General features: G+C 58.4%; 18 protein-coding genes and 1 pseudogene. 7 read left to right on the forward strand and 12 right to left on the reverse strand.

Features of this window, described 5'->3' with window-relative positions; all coding sequences use genetic code 11:
* Positions 1-21: 21 nt before the first annotated feature.
* The 10 genes from NKH22_RS25475 to NKH22_RS25520 form a co-directional block, all read right to left on the reverse strand.
* A complete protein-coding gene (locus NKH22_RS25475; RefSeq protein WP_352911508.1) occupies positions 22-615 on the reverse strand; it encodes a hypothetical protein in 594 nt (197 codons plus the stop codon).
* A complete protein-coding gene (locus NKH22_RS25480) occupies positions 612-1211 on the reverse strand; it encodes a L,D-transpeptidase (RefSeq protein ID WP_352911511.1) in 600 nt (199 codons plus the stop codon). The genes NKH22_RS25475 and NKH22_RS25480 overlap by 4 nt, the downstream gene beginning before the upstream one ends.
* Positions 1195-2358, reverse strand: coding sequence for a CpaE/TadZ family protein (locus NKH22_RS25485; RefSeq protein ID WP_352911551.1), 1164 nt, complete (start codon positions 2356-2358; stop codon positions 1195-1197). The genes NKH22_RS25480 and NKH22_RS25485 overlap by 17 nt, the downstream gene beginning before the upstream one ends.
* Positions 2355-2990, reverse strand: a complete 636-nt coding sequence (locus tag NKH22_RS25490) for a TadE/TadG family type IV pilus assembly protein (protein WP_352911514.1) — start codon at positions 2988-2990, stop codon at positions 2355-2357. The genes NKH22_RS25485 and NKH22_RS25490 overlap by 4 nt, the downstream gene beginning before the upstream one ends.
* Complete coding sequence (locus NKH22_RS25495; protein WP_023707051.1) at positions 2984-3475, reverse strand: TadE/TadG family type IV pilus assembly protein; 492 nt, start codon at positions 3473-3475, stop codon at positions 2984-2986. The genes NKH22_RS25490 and NKH22_RS25495 overlap by 7 nt, the downstream gene beginning before the upstream one ends.
* A 7-nt stretch (positions 3476-3482) precedes the next feature.
* Positions 3483-5003 carry a TadE/TadG family type IV pilus assembly protein gene (locus tag NKH22_RS25500; protein ID WP_352911516.1) on the reverse strand — a complete coding sequence of 507 codons (1521 nt, stop codon included), beginning with the start codon at positions 5001-5003 and terminating at the stop codon, positions 3483-3485.
* Positions 5004-5073: 70 nt separating this feature from the next.
* Positions 5074-5370 carry a hypothetical protein gene (locus tag NKH22_RS25505; protein ID WP_352911519.1) on the reverse strand — a complete coding sequence of 99 codons (297 nt, stop codon included), beginning with the start codon at positions 5368-5370 and terminating at the stop codon, positions 5074-5076.
* A complete protein-coding gene (locus tag NKH22_RS25510) occupies positions 5357-6802 on the reverse strand; it encodes a secretin GspD/PilQ domain-containing protein (protein WP_031215532.1) in 1446 nt (481 codons plus the stop codon). The genes NKH22_RS25505 and NKH22_RS25510 overlap by 14 nt, the downstream gene beginning before the upstream one ends.
* 50 nt (positions 6803-6852) lie before the next feature.
* A complete protein-coding gene (gene cpaB / locus NKH22_RS25515; RefSeq protein ID WP_023673364.1) occupies positions 6853-7890 on the reverse strand; it encodes a Flp pilus assembly protein CpaB in 1038 nt (345 codons plus the stop codon).
* A gap of 96 nt (positions 7891-7986) precedes the next feature.
* On the reverse strand, positions 7987-8199 hold the full coding sequence (locus tag NKH22_RS25520; RefSeq protein WP_352911522.1) for a Flp family type IVb pilin: 213 nt from the start codon (positions 8197-8199) through the stop codon (positions 7987-7989).
* Positions 8200-8729: 530 nt separating this feature from the next.
* Here NKH22_RS25520 and NKH22_RS25525 point away from each other — a divergent pair.
* The 6 genes from NKH22_RS25525 to NKH22_RS25550 are packed head-to-tail and all read left to right on the forward strand — an operon-like array spanning position 8730 to position 14271.
* The gene (locus tag NKH22_RS25525; protein ID WP_352911524.1) at positions 8730-10103 is read left to right on the forward strand and encodes a TadA family conjugal transfer-associated ATPase; all 1374 of its coding nucleotides are present in this window, start codon (positions 8730-8732) and stop codon (positions 10101-10103) included.
* The gene (locus NKH22_RS25530; protein WP_352911526.1) at positions 10103-11074 is read left to right on the forward strand and encodes a type II secretion system F family protein; all 972 of its coding nucleotides are present in this window, start codon (positions 10103-10105) and stop codon (positions 11072-11074) included. Before NKH22_RS25525 ends, NKH22_RS25530 begins: the two co-directional genes overlap by 1 nt.
* Before the next feature lie 18 nt (positions 11075-11092).
* Positions 11093-12043 carry a type II secretion system F family protein gene (locus NKH22_RS25535; RefSeq protein WP_352911553.1) on the forward strand — a complete coding sequence of 317 codons (951 nt, stop codon included), beginning with the start codon at positions 11093-11095 and terminating at the stop codon, positions 12041-12043.
* A 51-nt stretch (positions 12044-12094) separates the two neighbouring features.
* Positions 12095-12634, forward strand: coding sequence for a tetratricopeptide repeat protein (locus NKH22_RS25540; protein ID WP_352769259.1), 540 nt, complete (start codon positions 12095-12097; stop codon positions 12632-12634).
* Between the two features lies 1 nt (position 12635).
* Positions 12636-13175 (forward strand): prepilin peptidase, encoded by a 540-nt coding sequence (locus NKH22_RS25545; protein WP_352911528.1) that lies wholly within the window; start codon positions 12636-12638, stop codon positions 13173-13175.
* 25 nt (positions 13176-13200) lie between these two features.
* Complete coding sequence (locus tag NKH22_RS25550) at positions 13201-14271, forward strand: phosphatase PAP2 family protein (RefSeq protein ID WP_352911530.1); 1071 nt, start codon at positions 13201-13203, stop codon at positions 14269-14271.
* A 175-nt stretch (positions 14272-14446) separates the two neighbouring features.
* On the opposite strand, the pseudogene NKH22_RS25555 reads toward NKH22_RS25550, so the two are convergent.
* Positions 14447-14689: pseudogene (locus tag NKH22_RS25555) on the reverse strand (phosphatase PAP2 family protein); the annotation flags it as partial.
* Positions 14690-15044: 355 nt separating this feature from the next.
* Between NKH22_RS25555 and NKH22_RS25560 the strand changes: the two are divergent.
* Positions 15045-15392, forward strand: coding sequence for a hypothetical protein (locus tag NKH22_RS25560; RefSeq protein ID WP_352911532.1), 348 nt, complete (start codon positions 15045-15047; stop codon positions 15390-15392).
* Positions 15393-15915: 523 nt separating this feature from the next.
* Here the strand turns inward: NKH22_RS25560 and NKH22_RS25565 are convergent.
* Entirely contained in the window at positions 15916-17121 is a 1206-nt protein-coding gene (locus NKH22_RS25565) for a TadE/TadG family type IV pilus assembly protein (RefSeq protein ID WP_352911534.1), read from the reverse strand.
* Positions 17122-17235 lie beyond the last annotated feature (114 nt).

The raw sequence follows: 17235 nt of genomic DNA on the forward strand, positions 1-17235 counted from the left end.
GCAGCCCCAATTTTTCCGGCGTTAGTTGATCTTCCGGTAGTAAACCTTGCCGTCGGCCTGCTCTATGCGCTGGTAGTCGGGGCTTGGGGCAGGCGAAGCAGCTGCAATCGTCCTTTTGGGCGGACGCGGTGTATCGACGACGCTGGGCTCGGTCGCGTCTTCACCATCGAGAACAGCAGGCGCCTCCGCCATGCTGCTGGTCGTGTCGACGGAAGGTTCCGCTGCGCTCGACGTGATTTCGTCACGGACAATAGGCTGGTTCTGTTCCAGCCGGGCTATGCTCCGGTTGATTTCACCAAAGCTGCTCTGCAGCTGACTGTCCAGTTTTTCAAATCGGCTCTGAAAACCGTTGTTGACCGTGTCCAACCGGCCGCCGATTCGTTGTTCGAACGTCCCGAGTTCCTCCAGCCGCCCTTCCAAAAACCGCATATCGCTGATACCGCGGTAGAGATAAACTGCGGCTACCATATTCACCAAAGTGAGCAGGGACGTGCCGATGATGACCGCGCCGATAATGGTTTTGTCGCTCGGTTTCACAACGGCAGCTTGCTCTCCAATGCGGGTTGCTGTCCCAATCTCGATTGCCGGCATGTCCGGTTCGCTGATCATCGTCATTGAACCACCACCTTTGCGCCGATCGCGACGCGCTTGAAGAGATCGATCACATCGGTGTTGGTAAGGCGAAAACACCCCGATGTTCCGTCGAAGCCAACACCCTTGGGATCGTTGGTTCCGTGTATCCGATAGAGCGTGTCACGCCCGTCCCGAGAGAGATAGAGCGCCCTGGCGCCGAGTGGGTTGTAGGGACCGGCAGGCACCATTTGCGGCAGGTCCGGCTGGCGGGCGCGCATTTCGCGGGGTGGGCGCCATTCCGGCCATTCGGTCTTCGCCCCCACCTTGACGACCCCGGTCCAGCCAAATCCGTCGCGTCCGACGCTGATCTGATAGCGAAGCGCCTGGCCTTGTCGGGTCACCAAATAAAGCGCTTTCTCGCCCTTGCGGATAACGATCGTTCCGGGCTGTTCTGTCGTCTCGAAGGCAACGGTTTTGCGCAGGCTGGGTCCCATTGCCGGCAGCGGCGGCCGATCCGAAAGTGCCGATCGTGCGCTGGCGAAATCCTGGACCAGCATCATCAGCGCAATGCTCATGACGCAGGCCAATCCCGGGCCAATCCGATACCTACTTGGCCGCCCCCTATTTGGCAGCGTCATCGAGCCGCTCTTTGAACATCCGCTTGAGGTCCTTGTTGAAGCGCGCACGTCCATCCACCTCGGCAGGCAGGATAGCACGGTTCAACGCATCGGTGAGAAGCGCATTGTCCAGCGCGACCGACTTGATGTGCGGCGCCTTGAAGATCTTTTCGAGTTCGCTGCGCGAAAAGTGGTTGCCGAACCATTTGCGCTTGTGCTTGTTGGCGACCAGCGTGATGCTGACAGCATTGCCACGCAACTCGCGGATCTTCTTGTAGAGCCGCTTGCCTTGTCGCAGCGAGGCGACGTTCAGTTCGAAGACGATGAAGATCTCGTCGCTCGTCGACAGCACCGAATTGTGCCAAGGCGTCTCGATGTTCGGCAGATCGATGACGATGTCGTCGAACCGGTAGGCGACTAGGTCCAGCAGCCGGAAGACAAAGTCACTGCCCTGCGGTTCGAAAGGCAATCGTGGCCTCTCGAAGGAATAGAGCGTCAGCCCGGACGGGCGCGAGAGCTTGATGACGTCCATCAGTTCGACATCGAGCCTCTCCGGCTGGCCGATAATGCCGCCAAGGTCGAACTGGTTGAACTGGTTGAGATAGGCGCCGCAATTGGCGCTCTGGAAATCGAGGTCGACCAGGCAGGTGGAAGCCCCGCGTTCCTTCGATTTCGACGCCAGGAATTCGGCCGCCGACAAAGCGAGCGTCGTCGCGCCGGCGCCGCCGCTGGCGCTGATGAAGGTGATGATGCGGCTTTTCGTTCCCTGATTGCCGGTGTCGTGGAAGGTCACGGCGTTCAGCAGTTCCTTGCCGTCGAGCGGCTTGTGCAGCCAGTCCGAGGCATTCATGCGCACCAGCACCCGCGTCTGCTCCGACGACAGCTCGTCGGAGACCGCGATCAGCGGCACGGCCGCCCACAGGGCGCGCGCGTCGACGATGCCCGGCCTTCCGAGCAACTCGCCATTGCCGAGGTCGAGGATGACGATGCCTGGGCGGGTGTCCGCAGGCGGCCCCCCGAGGAAGTCGCCGGTCTCGGAAACCCTGACGTCGTAGATCGCCAGCGCATCGAGGCGCGTCGCCACATCGCGCTTGAAATTCGCATCCGACGAGAACAGCGCCACCTGCTTTCGCTTGGTCGGTGTAACCTTGGTGTTGATGGCGTTCATGGTGTCCACGTGCTCTTCATGTCTTCGCCCGTAACCGTGCTCAGCATGGAGGGCATGGTGATGTTTCCGAATCCGAGCAGCCCGGCGAGGAAGAAAAACTGAAAGGGATGATTGGTGATGCTGACCGTAATGGTCGGGACCGGGCCACTGGGGCGCGTCCAGTAGCCGAGGCCGGAGGCGGCGTATTCGATCCGCACCTGCGATTTCTCAAGCATCGGCAGGTAGTCTTCCATTCCGGCACGGTTGGCCGTGCCGTCATAAATCGCGTCGAACGAGGCCTGGCTCGCATTCGCGGGTAGACACAAGCCTCCTCCGATACTGCAGCAGGCGACACCTGCCGTGCTTGCAGTGCAGACATAATCGTACGTGCCGGCCGGCACTGCGGTGCCGACTTTGGTCACATCGGCCTGCGTTATCGTTTCAGATGGAACGCCGAGTGCTACAGGACCAGAAATTTGCGCCAGTCTTGCGCCAGCTTGCACAGCTTTGTTTCCCGCGTTCCATTGGTAAAAGGCGTAGCCGAAATCGACGAAGCCGAGCAGAAGCGTCAATAGCAATGGCAGAGCGATGGCCATTTCGACCATCGCGGTGCCCGACTGCTCCGCGCAAAACCTTTGGTTTCCCATCACCATCCGATGACTCGTTCTTGATGGGAGACACTGAGGGTAAGGGCACCAAAGCCAAGATACGACAAGAATCCAACGTCCGGGTAAGCATAGGATGTACTGACGTTTACGACGACGACCATGCTCGTGTTGCTGAGATAAAGCTGGGCGCCTGTGGATACATCGGTCGCAGGCGTAGACGTAGGGGTAATGTTAACTGTCGCAGGAAGCCATCCAGACACTCTGTCACTGCCGCCAACGACTGCCCCTTTGGCAGCAAGGTTTTGCGCCCACCCCTTGCAAGTGTCCCAGTCGCTACTGCATCGCGCCATGTAGCGAGCTGCATCCTCGACGCCTGCTGCAAGGAGCAGGCGCGTGTTCAGAATGTTGGAGAATTCAAACACACCGGCCGATAGCAGCAATACGAACGGGACGGTGATCGCGACTTCCACCAAGGCGGCGCCCCTTTCGTCGCCCTGGAACCGCCTGATGATGTGGCCAAGCTTGGTCATGTCGGCTCTACCGGTACAGCTGGGCTTCGTTGCGGAATGCTTTGTCGACCAGAGTGTTGTTGGCAAAGCCGCCATCGACGTCGACGATCTCAAGGCTGATAGGCTTTTCGCTGGCCGATGCGTCCTCGTCGTCCTTGCTGTTGTCGTCTTTTTGCACTGGAGTGTTTACGAACACGCTCGCATAGCCATCCGGCTTGATCTGACTATGCCCCTTGATCTTGGTCGTGTTGGCCATACAGTCGATGATCGCCATGTTGAGGAGGCGACGGTCAGGATTATCGGTCGGAGCTTGGGTTCCCTTATAGCACTGCGGCGTGCCTACCTCCTGGGTCGGGTTTTTCGACTTATCTCCTACGAGAGTATGATCGATTTCGTACCGGTACACATCATAGCGAGATGCCGGCATGTTGGTAACCCCGGTGGGGTTGGTCTTCGATGGCACGTTGATGTAGGCGGTCTTGTGGTTGGCAAGCCAGTATGCGCTCCACGAGATCTGGCTGGCGATCTTGTCAGATTTCCCGTTGGCATAGTTTGTGCCGGCGGGGAGAGGTAGTGCTGACCCGTCGGTCACCGGAGAGTATTTGTTGCAGGAGTTGCTCTTTTGCCCCTTCCGAACGTTCGTTGATGGGCGGTAGGCGAAATCCTTGTCATACTTATTCAGCGAGTTGCTGTAGATGGCAAAACGGGTGTTTAGCCCGGCATTGACCTGACCAAGCGTGACGCCGGTTTTGGTAGTGATGGCATTTCGGTTGTAGCAAGTGCCGGCCGTACCCATAGCAATTGCATCGCGCAGGGAGACCAGGCTGTTGTCGAGCAAGCCGAAGTTTCCGGGGTTCCAAGCGTTGCCGTCCGATTTCAGGATTCGGAACTCGCGGCTATAGGTCTCCCCAGATGCAAACGCCTGCTGAATAGTCTTGCTGGTCAATGGGTCTGCCGTCTCGAATGGGTTACACATAAAGATCGGCACGGTTTCGCAGATCGACTGAACGAACCCGGCCACGGCCTGCGGCCGGATGTCCATAGTATCGTTGCTGCCGATAAAGCTTGCAGGAAAGATCGTTGCAAAGGCACCCGCACCATCAGTCAGGCCGGAAGCATTCACCGTCACCAACGAGAATGACACCACTTTAGGATCGGTGCTTGCCCAGTTGACGCCGTTAGAGTCGACGCCGGCAGCGCTCAACCTCGTGTCGTCGCTGGCGGGAATGCCGGTCAAGTATGTTACCGTTACATCAGACAGGGCGAGCGTATGATCGCCTGCGGTCGAAAACTTAGTCTTCTGCTCGGTCAGAAGGGTCGTCTTCGCTAGGTTGGCTCGGGTGATCGAATCCGATCTGCCATCCAGTTCCGCGGCTGTCGCAAGCGCAAGCGCATCGACACCCTTCTGAAGATCATTGTGCAGTCCGTAGGCCCGACTCATATCGATGGCCAACAATGCGAAGCCAACCAGCACAGGCAGCATGATTGCGACAAGGATCATCGCTATGCCGCGTTGATCATTCCAGAACGCCCTAATGGTCCCCAACATGACCTTACTCTCTGCTTCCTTTTCACCAGGCCCCTCGCTCGCCCGGCGCAATGCAACCGCATCCTTCTGTTCAATTCGCTCCGTTGGTCACACCCGACCCGCCGACATTGACCGTTATCGCTGGCGGTGGCGGTGGTGGCGGTGGAAATTTGTAGCCCTGTGCAACAGCGGCTGCCCGGGCGCCGTCGCCTTCGATATGTGTGTTCTTCGCGTTCGGATTGAACGGATCCACCGTCTGCGCCAGCGAATTGAATTTTTGCGTGTCGCCGGCGGCGAGCGTCACCGTGTCGTAGTGGTTCAGATAGTCCGCAGCGCAGCCCGATAGGGCGCCGGCGCACAGAAAGATCAAGGCGCTATTTCTTGACATAGAGCATCTTGTCCTTCGATTTGAAGTCCAGCATGTGGCCATAGGGGCCGGTGACGCCGTCGCCCGTTTCATATTTTCGGATCATGTCCTTGTTCACCTCGAGCTGACCAAGGATGAAGAACTCCGGGTCATTGGCCGGCCGTGTCTTGTCGAACGGGGTCGCCAGCTGCTCGCCAGGCTTCACCGGCCGGACGATGTGCGGCGTGACGATAACCACCAGTTCGGTCTCTTCCTTCTGGTTGCTCGAATTGCGGAACAGCGCACCGATGACCGGCACCTGGCCCAGCCACGGCACCTGGTTCTGCAGCTTGGTGGTCTTGCTGGACAGGAGCCCGCCGACCGCGAAGCTCTGGCCGTCGCGGAGTTCGACGACGGTTTCCAGCTTGCGGTTGGTGAAGATCGGGTCGCCGGCGGTGGTGAAACCGGTGAGGTCGCTCACTTCCGGCGCCAGCTTCATATGGATTTTGCCGTCGTCGAGTACGACCGGCGTGAACAGCAGATTTACGCCAAATTGCTTATACGTGATGGTTATCTGGCCATCATTGCCCACGACACGGATAGGCACTTCGCCGCCGGCGTTGAAGCTGGCTGGCTCACCGGACAGAGTGGTGAGATTGGGTTCTGCCAGCGTGCGCACGACGCCCTTGGCCTCAAGCGCTTCAATGATCAGGTCGACCTTGATGTTGCTGTCGATGACGCGGGTGATCAGCGCCGCGAAGGGATTGGTGTTCGACAGCAGGCCGGTGATCAGGTTGCCGGGCCCCAGCACCACATCATCTTCGTCGACGGCAGCAACGCCCGTGCCTGTACGGGTCGTGCCGCTGCGATTTGTGCTCTTGATCGACACACCGAGGTCGCGGCCGGCATTACGCTTGGCTTCCAGCACGCGCACCTCGAGATTGACCTGCTGGCTGTCGTCGACAATGACGGAATTTATGATGGCGTCGGGGCCATATTGCTGCGCCACCTCCAGGATCGATGCCAGCGTCGCGCCATCCTTGACGTGGCCGCCGAGCCTGACCTTGCCGTTGATCGAACCGATTTCGATGCGCGCCCTGGGCGCCACCTGGCGGATCGCCTGCGCCATGTCGCTGACGTCGACACCGACTTCGATCTGGATGACGCCCAGCGAACGCTTTTCCGGGGAGAAGAGATTGACCGTGGTGGTGCCGGCGCTCTTGCCGATGACATAAAGCGTTCGGTCGGTCATGGGCTGGGCATCGGCGATCTTCTCGTCGCCGACAACGATGTCGCCGAGATTGGCGCTCACCTGGAGCGTCACCGACTGCGACATCGGCAGGAAGATGCGATGGACGCTCGGGTTCGATACGTCGATGAACCGGTCGGCTGCTTCAGCCGCCGCAATCGACGTCAGCAGCGCAGCCAAACAGGACAGTGCGGCCGCCGCTACCCTCATCCAAAACCCCTGCATCCCCATCTCCCAAACTGCTGCCGCCGGCTGCCCCGCTTCGCCGCATCCCTTTATGGTTGTCGCGGCACGTCATAGGATTCAAGCTTCACGCCGCGAAAGACGCCCACTGTAACATTCTTCGGCGGTTCCGGCTCCAAATACTTGATAACTTCCTTGACGACTTCTTTTGATGCGGGTGCCGTCACCACGGCCGGCACCGGCTTGACCTTGCTCAACTCGTCGAGCTGGCTTCCCACCCTGTCCACGGCCTTTTCCAATCCGGCGATCTTGTCAGCTGCGCGCTGGCGTTCGGCTGCGGCTGCGGCGTCGGCTGCGGCCTGCTTGTCCAGTTCGGCCTGCCTCTTTGCGACATCGTCCGGCGTCTCGCCATTCAGGTCGGAAAGCGTGACTCGTTCGGTTGTCTCGCCCTTGTTGGCGGCAGCCTGGCGCAGTGCAAGAGACAACTGCCCCGCACCGGCGGCCAGCGTCAGTTTCTGCGCGTCCTTTGTGGTGGCTTCAAGCGTCACCGACTTCACAACCGTCGGGTTGTCCTTGCTTACGTCAGCGACCTGGTCGACGGCGAGCACTTTCATGCTCTGCAGCAGAACGTCGACAAAACTCTTGTCCGCACCGTCATCGCCGCGCACCGAGCGCGTCAGCAGCACATCAACCCGGTCGCCCGGGAAGACGAAGCCGGCAACGCCAAGCACGTCGTTGACGCGGATGGATACGGCCTTCATGCCTTCACCCAGCACCGCCGAAAGTGTGGCGCGCTGGCCTGGACCGGTAATCTTGCTGCCGAGGATCGGCTCATTGGTGCTGATCGCTTGCAGCGCCTGCCTTGCGCCACTGCCGGCCAAGGCTTCCTTGGTGGTCTTGAACGCTCCAGCCGGGACTGCGCCCGCGGGCCAAGCGATCTCATGCAACTTGTCGGCGCTCAATGTGTCGCCGAACTTCAGCGGCAGTGCCGCGACAACGATCGTATTGCCTTTGCCGTTTGATTGAGCCAAAGCACTACGCTGGCCAGCGAGCCAGATGTTGATCAGCACGACCGCCAGCACTCCGAAGACGCCGGCGAGGACTATCATAATAAGTGTGTTGGCGCGCATAACCCCAAGCCCCCAGCCAATAGAGCGGGAATTCGCCCGCCACGACTGATGTCAGGCCCGGGTTTGGACAACCCGGGCCTGATGCCGATCAAACGATCAAGAACCGGCACCGCTGGCGCAAGTGCCGCCGCCATGGCCGTTCAAAGCGGTGCAAAGATCAGTAAACCGGCCCGTGACCCACATGCCGATACCGATAATGAATCCGATCGCGGTCACCGCGATGATGCCGATCAGGATAGAATATTCGACCATAGCAGCGCCGTTTTCGTCGTCGCGGAACTGCCGGGTCATCGTCATGAGCTTCTTCATGTCAATTTCTCCCCTTTGGAGTTGAACCCGACGAGACAGAGCCAAGGATGAACTCCATACCCAAGCATCCCCCGTCACCTCAATCCTAAGGCTCGCGAAAAAGCAGAGTCAAACGGGATTAACAATTCCTTAACCTTCCAATACCTATGCTCGCGAGCTCAAGGGCGACTTGAATTCTTACAAGAGCTTGATTCTGCTGATTTTTCAATCCTCCTTAACCATTCGTTCACAATTTGGCCGCAGCCAAGGCAAAACGATAGCAGTATTAGCGTACCTGCATATTCCTTTATATCTAAGGGTTTACGGAGATTTTTCACCCGCATCTCATTTGTTTCGGCATGAAAGGTCCCGTGAGGTGGAAGTTGGGGCAGAGGGTTAAGCGCGCGAGTCGAAATAAAACGATATTTTTCTGGCGTCCTCTTTAACTATGTTGAAAGCATTGGCCTCACGTGAGACCCTCCAGCGCTTGTGCCTCGCTTGGTTAACGTTTAGTTTCCGCTAATAAGGGGCTAGCGGGGGTATAAGGGATTATGCTGGGGCGGTTTATCAAGGGACCGAGTGAACCGCAGGCGCAAGTGCCGGTGCCAGCAAGCGTATCGGCACCAGCCCCGCCGCTTGAAGTTGAACCGCATGGCGATGATTTTCTGACGCTCAAGGTCGAGCTGCATCGACATCTGATTGACAGGTTCAATCTGTCCGCTCTTGAAACAGCCTCCAAGGATCAGATCCTGAACGAGATCCGTCCGATCGTGCGCGAGTTCGTTCGCACTCGTGCCGTGCCGCTAAACGCCCGCGAGCTGGATCAGCTGACCAGCGACACCGCTGACGAGATGCTGGGTCTCGGGCCGATCGAACCGCTGCTCAAGGACGACTCCATCACCGACATCCTCATCAACACGCATGAGCGCGTGTTCATCGAGCGGCGCGGCGTGATCGAGGAGACGGCTATCCGTTTCCGCGACGAGGCGCATCTGTTGCGTGTCATCAACAAGATCGTCTCGGCTATCGGTCGGCGCGTCGATGAATCCGCGCCTATGGTCGACGCCCGCTTGGCGGACGGCTCGCGCGTCAATATTGCGGTGCGACCGATTTCCGTGGACGGCCCGCTGGTGTCGATCCGCAAATTCTCCAAGAATCCATATTCGCTCGAGCGCCTGATGACGTTCAATTCGATTCGCCCGCCAATGATCGAGCTGCTGCGGATCGCCGTCCAGGCCCGCAAGTCAGTCCTGGTCTCCGGCGGCACCGGCAGCGGCAAGACAACCTTGCTCAACGCGCTCTCGAGCTACATCCCGGCCAGAGAGCGCCTGATCACCATCGAGGACGCGGCGGAACTGCAACTGCAGCAGCCGCATGTCGGTCGTCTGGAGACGCGGCCACCGAATGTCGAGGGCAGAGGCGAGGTTCGTCAACGCGAACTGTTGAAGAACGCGCTTCGCATGCGGCCGGACCGCATCATCGTCGGCGAGGTTCGCGGCGAGGAGGCCTTTGACATGCTGCAGGCCATGAACACCGGCCATGAGGGGTCGATGACCACCATCCATGCCAACACGCCGCGCGACGCGATCTCGCGGCTGGAGCAGATGGTCGGCATGGCCGGCATGCCAATGACGCACGAATCCATCCGGGCGCAGATTGCCTCAGCCATCGACATCATCGTGCAGACGCAGCGGCTCGCCGATGGCGGCAGGCGTGTAACGTCGATTTCCGAGATTACCGGCATGGAAGGCAACGTCGTCCAACTGCAGGAAATCTATAACTTCGTGAGGCGCGATGTAGCCGCGGATGGAACGATCATCGGCGAGTTTCGCGCCACCGGTATCCGTCCACGCTTCGCGCCAGAGGCCGCAACGCTGGGGCTCCATTTCGCCAAGGATGCCTTCAACCCGCAGGTCGCCCTCTGATGCTTACCGGACAGGCGCTGCTTTATTTCATCTACATGCTCGCGGCAGCCTCGGTGATCCTTGCCGGCGAAGCCCTTTACCTTTCGCTGGCCGGTCGCCGCTCTCGACTCGTGGCAGTGAACCACCGGCTCCGTCGTCTCGCTGATGAGGCGCCCGCGGAAAAAACCTTGCAAGGTTTGCTGCGAGAACGCGGCCTGACGGATTCAGGAGATTTTATCTTCGGCTTTGTCTCGCTGAACAGGCTTTATACCCAGTCCGGCATCACCGGAAACCCGATGACCTTCGCAGCGTCGTTTTTCCTGGCCGGCCTGGCGTCGGCTTTGCTGCTCTGGCTTTTCCTGCACGTTGCAGCGCCGCTAGCCTTCATCATCTTTCTCGTGGTGGGCTTTGCCTTGCCTATTCTTGTTTTGCGCCGGGCACGTAACAAACGGATTCAGAAATTCGCCAAGCAATTGCCCGATGCTCTGGACATGATCGTTCGTTCTTTGCGCGCGGGCCATCCTGCGTCAGTTGCGATAGGTCTAGTCGCCCGCGAGATACCTGACCCGCTTGGCACGGAATTCGGCATCGTCTCTGACGAGATTACTTTTGGACTCAGCATGGAGCAGGCAGTGCGGAAATTAACGGAACGGGTCGGCTTCGAGGGACTCAATTTGCTATCGGTGTCGCTTTCGATCCAGGCGAGGACCGGCGGCAATCTTACCGAAATCCTCGCGAATCTCTCAGCCGTGTTGCGGGAACGTCAGAAACTGCGGCTGAAGATCAGGGCATTGTCGGCCGAGGGCCGGGCGTCGGCCTGGATCATTTCCTTGTTTCCGCTCGTCATGTTTGGGCTGCTCTGGGTCACCGCGCCCGGCTACTACGGCAAGGTCTGGAACAGTCCTCTCATTACGCCTGCATTCGTCATCTTCGGCAGCTGGGCCCTGTTGGGAGACTACATCATGTATCGAATGGTTCATTTCGATTTCTGACAGGAGCCAGTCATAAACCTGTTTTCGAACACCGACGACCTGACCTTTTTTGTATCCATCGCGGTCTTCGCGTCGGCGGTGGCGCTGTTCCTGTTTGCGGCCTTGGTATTCCTGCCGGCACTGCAAACGCGAAAGCTGGTCGCGGACAGCCTTTTGGGCGAAGGCTCTGTCGATCCGCGATCGATCCTGGGACGGGAGCGCCTCGCCAAGATCGCGGCGCAGAAGCCGGTCGACGCTTACTTCAGGTCGATCGAGAAAGAACGCACCGAGCCCAATGCTCTGGAGGCGAAACTCTTCCGCGCTGGATTTTATCGAGCGGGTGCACCTCTCGTCTACACGGTTTGCCGCCTCGGCGCCGTTTGTATAGGGTTTCTGGCCATGTATGCCCTGCTGTCGTGGGTGCTGCCGCCAGGGCTGCCGGGATTCGTAACGTTCGGCGGCTCGGCCTTGTTTGGGTTAGCCTGCATTGTCATTCCCAGCATCATGCTGGACCGGTTCGAGAATGCACAGAAGCAGATCTATCGTCGCGCCTTCCCTGATTTCATGGATATGATGATCACATGCGCCGACGCCGGTATGAGCCTCGAGGCCGCGGTCGAACGGGTGAGCCAAGAACTTGCGGCCACGCACAAATGGCTGGGAATTCAGCTCACGATCATGACTCTGCAACTGCGCGCCGGCAAGCCACTTCGGGAAGGGCTTCGCGAACTGTCTGACCGCATTGGCCTTGACGAGGCGCGGGCGCTGGCCGTGCTGTTCCGGCAGTCGGAAGAACTGGGCACCAGCCTGACTGACGCCTTGCGTGTCTACAGCGCGGAGATGCGCAGCCAGAGGATTCTGCAGGCGGAAGAGCGCGCCAACGCCTTGCCTGTCAAAATGATGATCCCACTCGGACTCTGCATCTTTCCGGTGGTGATGATGGTAATCATGCTGCCGGTGGTCATTCGCATGAAGGGCATTTTCTTCTAGTTGCCTATATGCTCTGTTCCTAATATCGGTCGGGGGACTCGGGGAGATTGTATGAAAAGGCCAATTGCAGTGGTGGCCTGCCTGTTCATGGCGGCACTCGCCGGCTGCCAGACGAACGGAGCGGACGGAGTCGTTCGAACCAACGAGCCGTCGAAAGGCGACGTAACGTCCTTTGGCGATGCGTTCGACGGGTTGAAGACGGTCGGCGATGTTGAATACTACGCCTCGGACCAGGCCGTCGCGGAGGCCAAGAACCAGTTTCGTGCAGAAAATTACGGCAATGCCGGCGCACTGTTCTTCAAGGCGACGCAGCTTGCCCCCAATGATGGCGGCGCCTGGATGGGACTGGCCGCCTCCTGCGACCGGATCCATCGCTTCGACCTTGCCGATCGGGCCTATGGCCGGGCCTTCAAGCTGTTGGGTGCGACGCCCGAATATTACAACAATGTCGGCTATTCCTTTCTGCTGCGCGGCAAGCTGCAGGACGCGCGCAGCAATTTCCTCAAGGCCTACGAGCTGGCGCCCAATGACCCGACTGTGGTCAACAATCTGAAGCTGCTGTCGTCCAGCGTGCAGAACATCGAGCGGTAGGATGTTGTTTGCCGCGTCGCTGTCGATAAAGGCGCTTGTGATCCCTCTGCTGGCATGGGTCGCCTGGATAGACTTCTCGGCCCAGAAGATATCCAACCGTAATGTGCTGCTGCTCTTGTGTCTCGGGCTGGGATCGCTCCAGCTTGTTTCCATAGCAAGCGGATCGTGGTGGGACATGGGCTTGAGCGTGATCGCCGGATTTGTGCTGTTCACCGCGCTCTTCCCGTTCTGGATTTTGCGCAAGGTCGGAGCCGGCGACGTCAAGCTGATGGCGGTCGTTCCGTTTCTGACCGGTGGAAACGGTCTCGCCCTGTTCTCGGTGCTGCTATTGGTTTTCGCCGTCGCCACGGTGGCGATCATGAAAAACCCTTTCATGCTGCCGGCAGGCGCGTTTCGGGTCTATATACAGCACTTGGACCGCAAGGGCGTCGTGCCCTTCGGCGTGCCGATTTCAGCGGCTGCGATCTGCACTATAGCGTTCCAGATTTATGCAAGTCTGGCGCTGGTGGGCAGTTCGGGGATACTGCAGCAGCTTAACTAGCGCTTAGGTCCGGGGATTTTCTTCAATGTCGATAGCGCGGCTGGCGGTCCGTAGCACTTCGGAGGCTTGGCGCGCCAATCAACCATTTTTCCTGACGGTAATCGGCTATGTTCTACTCGCGTTTATTGCTGCGGCGCATTGGAACATCGTCATAAACTTGAAAATATATAATAAGAATTTCTTATTTTTCGGGGCAACCGTGACCCTGATCCTTCTCACTGTAGTCTTGATTCGGTTGACTATTCAACGGCCGGAGCAACCGCTACGTGCCATGAAGGATCTCATGCTGGCCAACAACCTGCCGGATCGAATTGCAGCCGGACTGCCGGTTGCGCTCGTCGTCCCGCTCTTTTTCTCGATGTTCACCAGCATCAAGGGGGGAGTCAGCAGGATCCAACCATTCTACGCCGACACGTCCCTGGTGGCGATCGACAGGGCAATTCATGGCGGGGTCGATGCATGGAGGTTTTTTCATCCTATGCTTGGCTTTGGCCCTGTCACCTTTTCGCTGAACGTTCTTTACAATCTCTGGTTTGCCGAGGTTTTCATAGTTTTGTTTTGCGTCGCTTTTTCAGCGAGGAATGGACGGCTGCGTTCCCAGTTTCTGGTCGCGTTTGTCCTTACCTGGGTGTTGATAGGTAACGTTTTGGCGGCAGCCTTCGCTTCAGTTGGGCCGGCATTCTTTATGCCCTTTTACGGCGATGGTACGTTTTCTCCCCTGATGGACTACCTTCAGTCGATCAATTTGACCTATCCCGTCTCGGCGCTGGCTACGCAAAATTATCTGCTGGTCGATGCCGGGTTTGATGGTCCACGCTTGGGCAGCGGCATTTCAGCCTTTCCGTCGTTGCACGTGGCTGTCGCGACCCTGAACGCGATTTATCTCTGGCGTTTCGGGCGTTTGCTCCGCTGGGCCAGCATTGCGTTTCTGGCCGCAATCCAGCTGGGCTCGGTGCACCTGGCCTGGCACTATGCGGTCGATGGATACGCTTCCATGCTGGTGACGCCAATCATCTGGGCTATTGCAGGATGGCTGTCGAACGCCCAGCCTGGCCTTCGGATCGATATGAAAGATCGTCGGGTCGAAATAAACTGAGCCTGCTTGTACCGCGATTGTACATGGCTACCTCCTATTCCAACGAGATCACCTTTCCACCAACAAATCGCCTACAACGCGCGTTGAGGGGCGGCGTCATGGCTACATGCAGACTTGGCATCGCGGCTAAACAGCGCTTGCCACTCGACGGGTGGCTCCGTCGAAATATAATCTGTTATTGCTTTGCGCCTGCAAACTCTCCCGTGCCACGCCAGATCAGCCATATCAGGATGATCGAGACGTAGCCGTCAATGGCGTAGTGCCAGCTGAAATAGACCGAGCCCAACATGATCGCTGCGACGTAGAGCCAGGCGAAGATGCCGGCCGGCCGGTTGATGCTGCTAAGCAGCAGCGCGTTAAGCGTGACCATGGCGACATGGAAGCTTGGCATGGCGGATATGCCGGTCCGATCGAGGCCTGGCGGCTTGTATAGGACGAATAGAGATAGTCGCTTATGCGCAGGATGGCCGCGCCTGCATTGCTGCTTCGAAGCGAGGCGGTGAGATCGTCAAACAGGTCCGGGTCAAACAGCCGGTCGTAGAAAGTCGGGCCTGCGGATGATCCTGCTACCCGCGCAACAATGCCGGGGATGACCGCGGTCGCAGAGAGCGACACGAAGTATCGCTGGCGCTCGGCGGCGTGATCCATCCATGCGGCTGCGACCACCACGAAGGCGACCACCACGAACCACAATTGGGCATAGAGGACATAGAGGATTTAATCGACAACACCTGGCAAGGAACCGAGCGCGCCCATTTCCAGACATGCCCGAAATGCAAGGTCGCATCGATTTCGGCAAGCTGCTGGTCGGCGAAGAATGGCACCATCTGCGCAAGCTCATACTTGTAGGTGGTGAACGCGGCCAGGCAGAGAATGAAGATGCCAAGGGTGAGGGTCGCGCCGCGCCAGCGGGAGCTGATTTTCGCGAGGAATCAAGTCGCAGGGGCGCGCCTGTCACTGAATGGTGCCGCGATGCCGATCCCGAGCAGGATGATGAAGGGCAGCAGCAAATAGAGGATCAGCAGCCGCTGCGTTCCCAGTGCCGCGAGGTAGGTTTCAGGGAACAGGGCAGCCGCGACACCAGCGTAGCAAAGGCCGAAGATCGCCAGTTTTGCCGATAGGCCTATCCTCGGTGCGGAAGTTAGGTCAGCGCTCGCCGCCATATTCGCTTCTTTGGGGGGGCCTTCTTCAGAAGGACCGGAGCGTCGGCCGCGACCGGAGCCGGTGGGGTAAACATCAAGTATTGGACAACGGTGACGAACCCACCGGCACCGGCGCTCGCAATCGCGCAAATCAGAAGCATTCTCAAAAAGCCCACGCGGAAATCGCTCCTCAAGCCGGGAGAGAGGATGCGCTCGACTTGGTTAAGAAGCAACTACTACGATGACTAGAAAGGAGAGACCGATGGCCGTCTAGAGCAGCGAGGGCTAGAGGTCTTTGCAAATACCATCGTCAGCTTGCTGCAACTCGCTCGGGTTCGCAGTCTCGGCGAATGCTGCAAAGGTGCGTAGATCGGTGAAAACGACGGTCACCCCGCGACGGTGACTTTAGAAGCGGGTCGCATTCCGTTAAGGACTGCGTTTGAGAGTTCGCTAACTCAGCCGGAAGGCGCCTTCGAAGCCACGAAGCGGGTACCGTCTCGACCTATTGCAGCAACGCGATTGCTGCATCTCCGAGACCCTTTGGTGGGGTGCCGCTATAGCCATCCAGGTTGACGCTCGAATCTCCATTGTAAGAGAATTGCCAAGCAACAATCCATCCCAGGCCGGTAGCCAACTTCTTGTCATTGCTCCCTTTCATTTTAAGGTGGTGCATTGGTAAGTATATTGTGCCAGTTATCGAGTAATTCTTATTTATTGCAAGCGATATAGCCGGCAACAATGGCAAGGCGGTACGCGATCCGAAGATGGCAATTCCGGTATAAACGCCGCTTGTAGGAGCGGAAAGTTCCATGGCGCCGTTACCACCTGCCTGTATGATGCTGGACTTGGAATCGACGAATATGGTGACTTCCTTTCCTGTGATTTTCGCATTGTTGCTGATGCCGACTATCGCATTGTGAAAGTAGTGAACGCCTGGGGAAAGCACTATTTTTCCACCGAAGTCGATGCTTCCGCAGAACACCCGCCCGGCCGGAATGGTGACATCCGAGAGCGCCTGGTTGCTGTAGTCGCAACCGGTCGGGGGAACCGGTTCTGGTGTGCTGACAAGTGGGTCGGCGAGGAAGGGCTGGTTCGTCTTCGGGGAAACGCTGTATCCGCCGCCTTCGTAATTGCCGACTACCGAGATTTTTGTCGCGGCGATTTTGCCGGCCCCAACGTGTCTCAGTGCTTCGGGGCTGGAAGAATTTACCTGAATGCCACAATTTGGCACCGACACCTTTCCTAAACCGGTCACACTCAGCGCCCCGGTTGACTCTGGATCGAGAGCATAGATGCAATACTCCGGGGGGGCCTTTCGTGCCTTTGCCGTGACGTGAAGGCTGATCGCCTGAATGCCGGCAAGATTCATAAAGTCCGTCGGCATTGTTGCGGCGATTTCAACTGCTGCCTCCCGCGACACGGGAGTCGGCGTTGTGATGTCGACTTCAACCACCGCTCCCACCGCAAAAGAGCCGTTACCAAGCGCAATGTTCTTGGCGGCCGCGACGGCTTCCTCGTCTCCACCCTCGCTCTCTATAGCTGCCAGAGCCGCTGAATCGGCCAATTCTTGCAGTCTGGACTTCCAGGTGACGGCACTGGTAAGGTCAATGGCCACGCCCAAGACCAAGCATAGCGGTAGCGCCACCAACGCCGCTGCCACGGCAAAGTTTCCGCTCCTATCGAGCAGCAGGTCCTTCAGCTTTCGCATTGAGATGCCCTCGCAGGGAAGCAGGCTAGATCGAATCGCGTTTAAACTTTGCTAAATTAGAATATCCTAATTAAATTGCGTGCCGCCGCAGGCTGCGCAAACTTTGGCCAAGCG

Source organism: Mesorhizobium sp. M1252 (assembly GCF_040318265.1).
Lineage (GTDB): Bacteria > Pseudomonadota > Alphaproteobacteria > Rhizobiales > Rhizobiaceae > Mesorhizobium.

Coding starts and splice junctions, on each gene's coding strand:
- NKH22_RS25510 (WP_031215532.1), bottom strand. CDS start 6,802: ATGCAGGGGTTTTGGATGAGGGTAGCGGCGGCCGCACTGTCCTGTTTG.
- NKH22_RS25500 (WP_352911516.1), bottom strand. CDS start 5,003: ATGTTGGGGACCATTAGGGCGTTCTGGAATGATCAACGCGGCATAGCG.
- NKH22_RS25525 (WP_352911524.1), top strand. CDS start 8,730: ATGCTGGGGCGGTTTATCAAGGGACCGAGTGAACCGCAGGCGCAAGTG.
- NKH22_RS25565 (WP_352911534.1), bottom strand. CDS start 17,121: ATGCGAAAGCTGAAGGACCTGCTGCTCGATAGGAGCGGAAACTTTGCC.
- NKH22_RS25485 (WP_352911551.1), bottom strand. CDS start 2,358: ATGAACGCCATCAACACCAAGGTTACACCGACCAAGCGAAAGCAGGTG.
- NKH22_RS25520 (WP_352911522.1), bottom strand. CDS start 8,199: ATGAAGAAGCTCATGACGATGACCCGGCAGTTCCGCGACGACGAAAAC.
- NKH22_RS25530 (WP_352911526.1), top strand. CDS start 10,103: ATGCTTACCGGACAGGCGCTGCTTTATTTCATCTACATGCTCGCGGCA.
- NKH22_RS25495 (WP_023707051.1), bottom strand. CDS start 3,475: ATGACCAAGCTTGGCCACATCATCAGGCGGTTCCAGGGCGACGAAAGG.
- NKH22_RS25545 (WP_352911528.1), top strand. CDS start 12,636: ATGTTGTTTGCCGCGTCGCTGTCGATAAAGGCGCTTGTGATCCCTCTG.
- NKH22_RS25490 (WP_352911514.1), bottom strand. CDS start 2,990: ATGGTGATGGGAAACCAAAGGTTTTGCGCGGAGCAGTCGGGCACCGCG.
- NKH22_RS25550 (WP_352911530.1), top strand. CDS start 13,201: ATGTCGATAGCGCGGCTGGCGGTCCGTAGCACTTCGGAGGCTTGGCGC.
- NKH22_RS25540 (WP_352769259.1), top strand. CDS start 12,095: ATGAAAAGGCCAATTGCAGTGGTGGCCTGCCTGTTCATGGCGGCACTC.
- NKH22_RS25505 (WP_352911519.1), bottom strand. CDS start 5,370: ATGTCAAGAAATAGCGCCTTGATCTTTCTGTGCGCCGGCGCCCTATCG.
- NKH22_RS25475 (WP_352911508.1), bottom strand. CDS start 615: ATGACGATGATCAGCGAACCGGACATGCCGGCAATCGAGATTGGGACA.
- NKH22_RS25560 (WP_352911532.1), top strand. CDS start 15,045: ATGCAAGGTCGCATCGATTTCGGCAAGCTGCTGGTCGGCGAAGAATGG.
- NKH22_RS25480 (WP_352911511.1), bottom strand. CDS start 1,211: ATGACGCTGCCAAATAGGGGGCGGCCAAGTAGGTATCGGATTGGCCCG.
- cpaB (WP_023673364.1), bottom strand. CDS start 7,890: ATGCGCGCCAACACACTTATTATGATAGTCCTCGCCGGCGTCTTCGGA.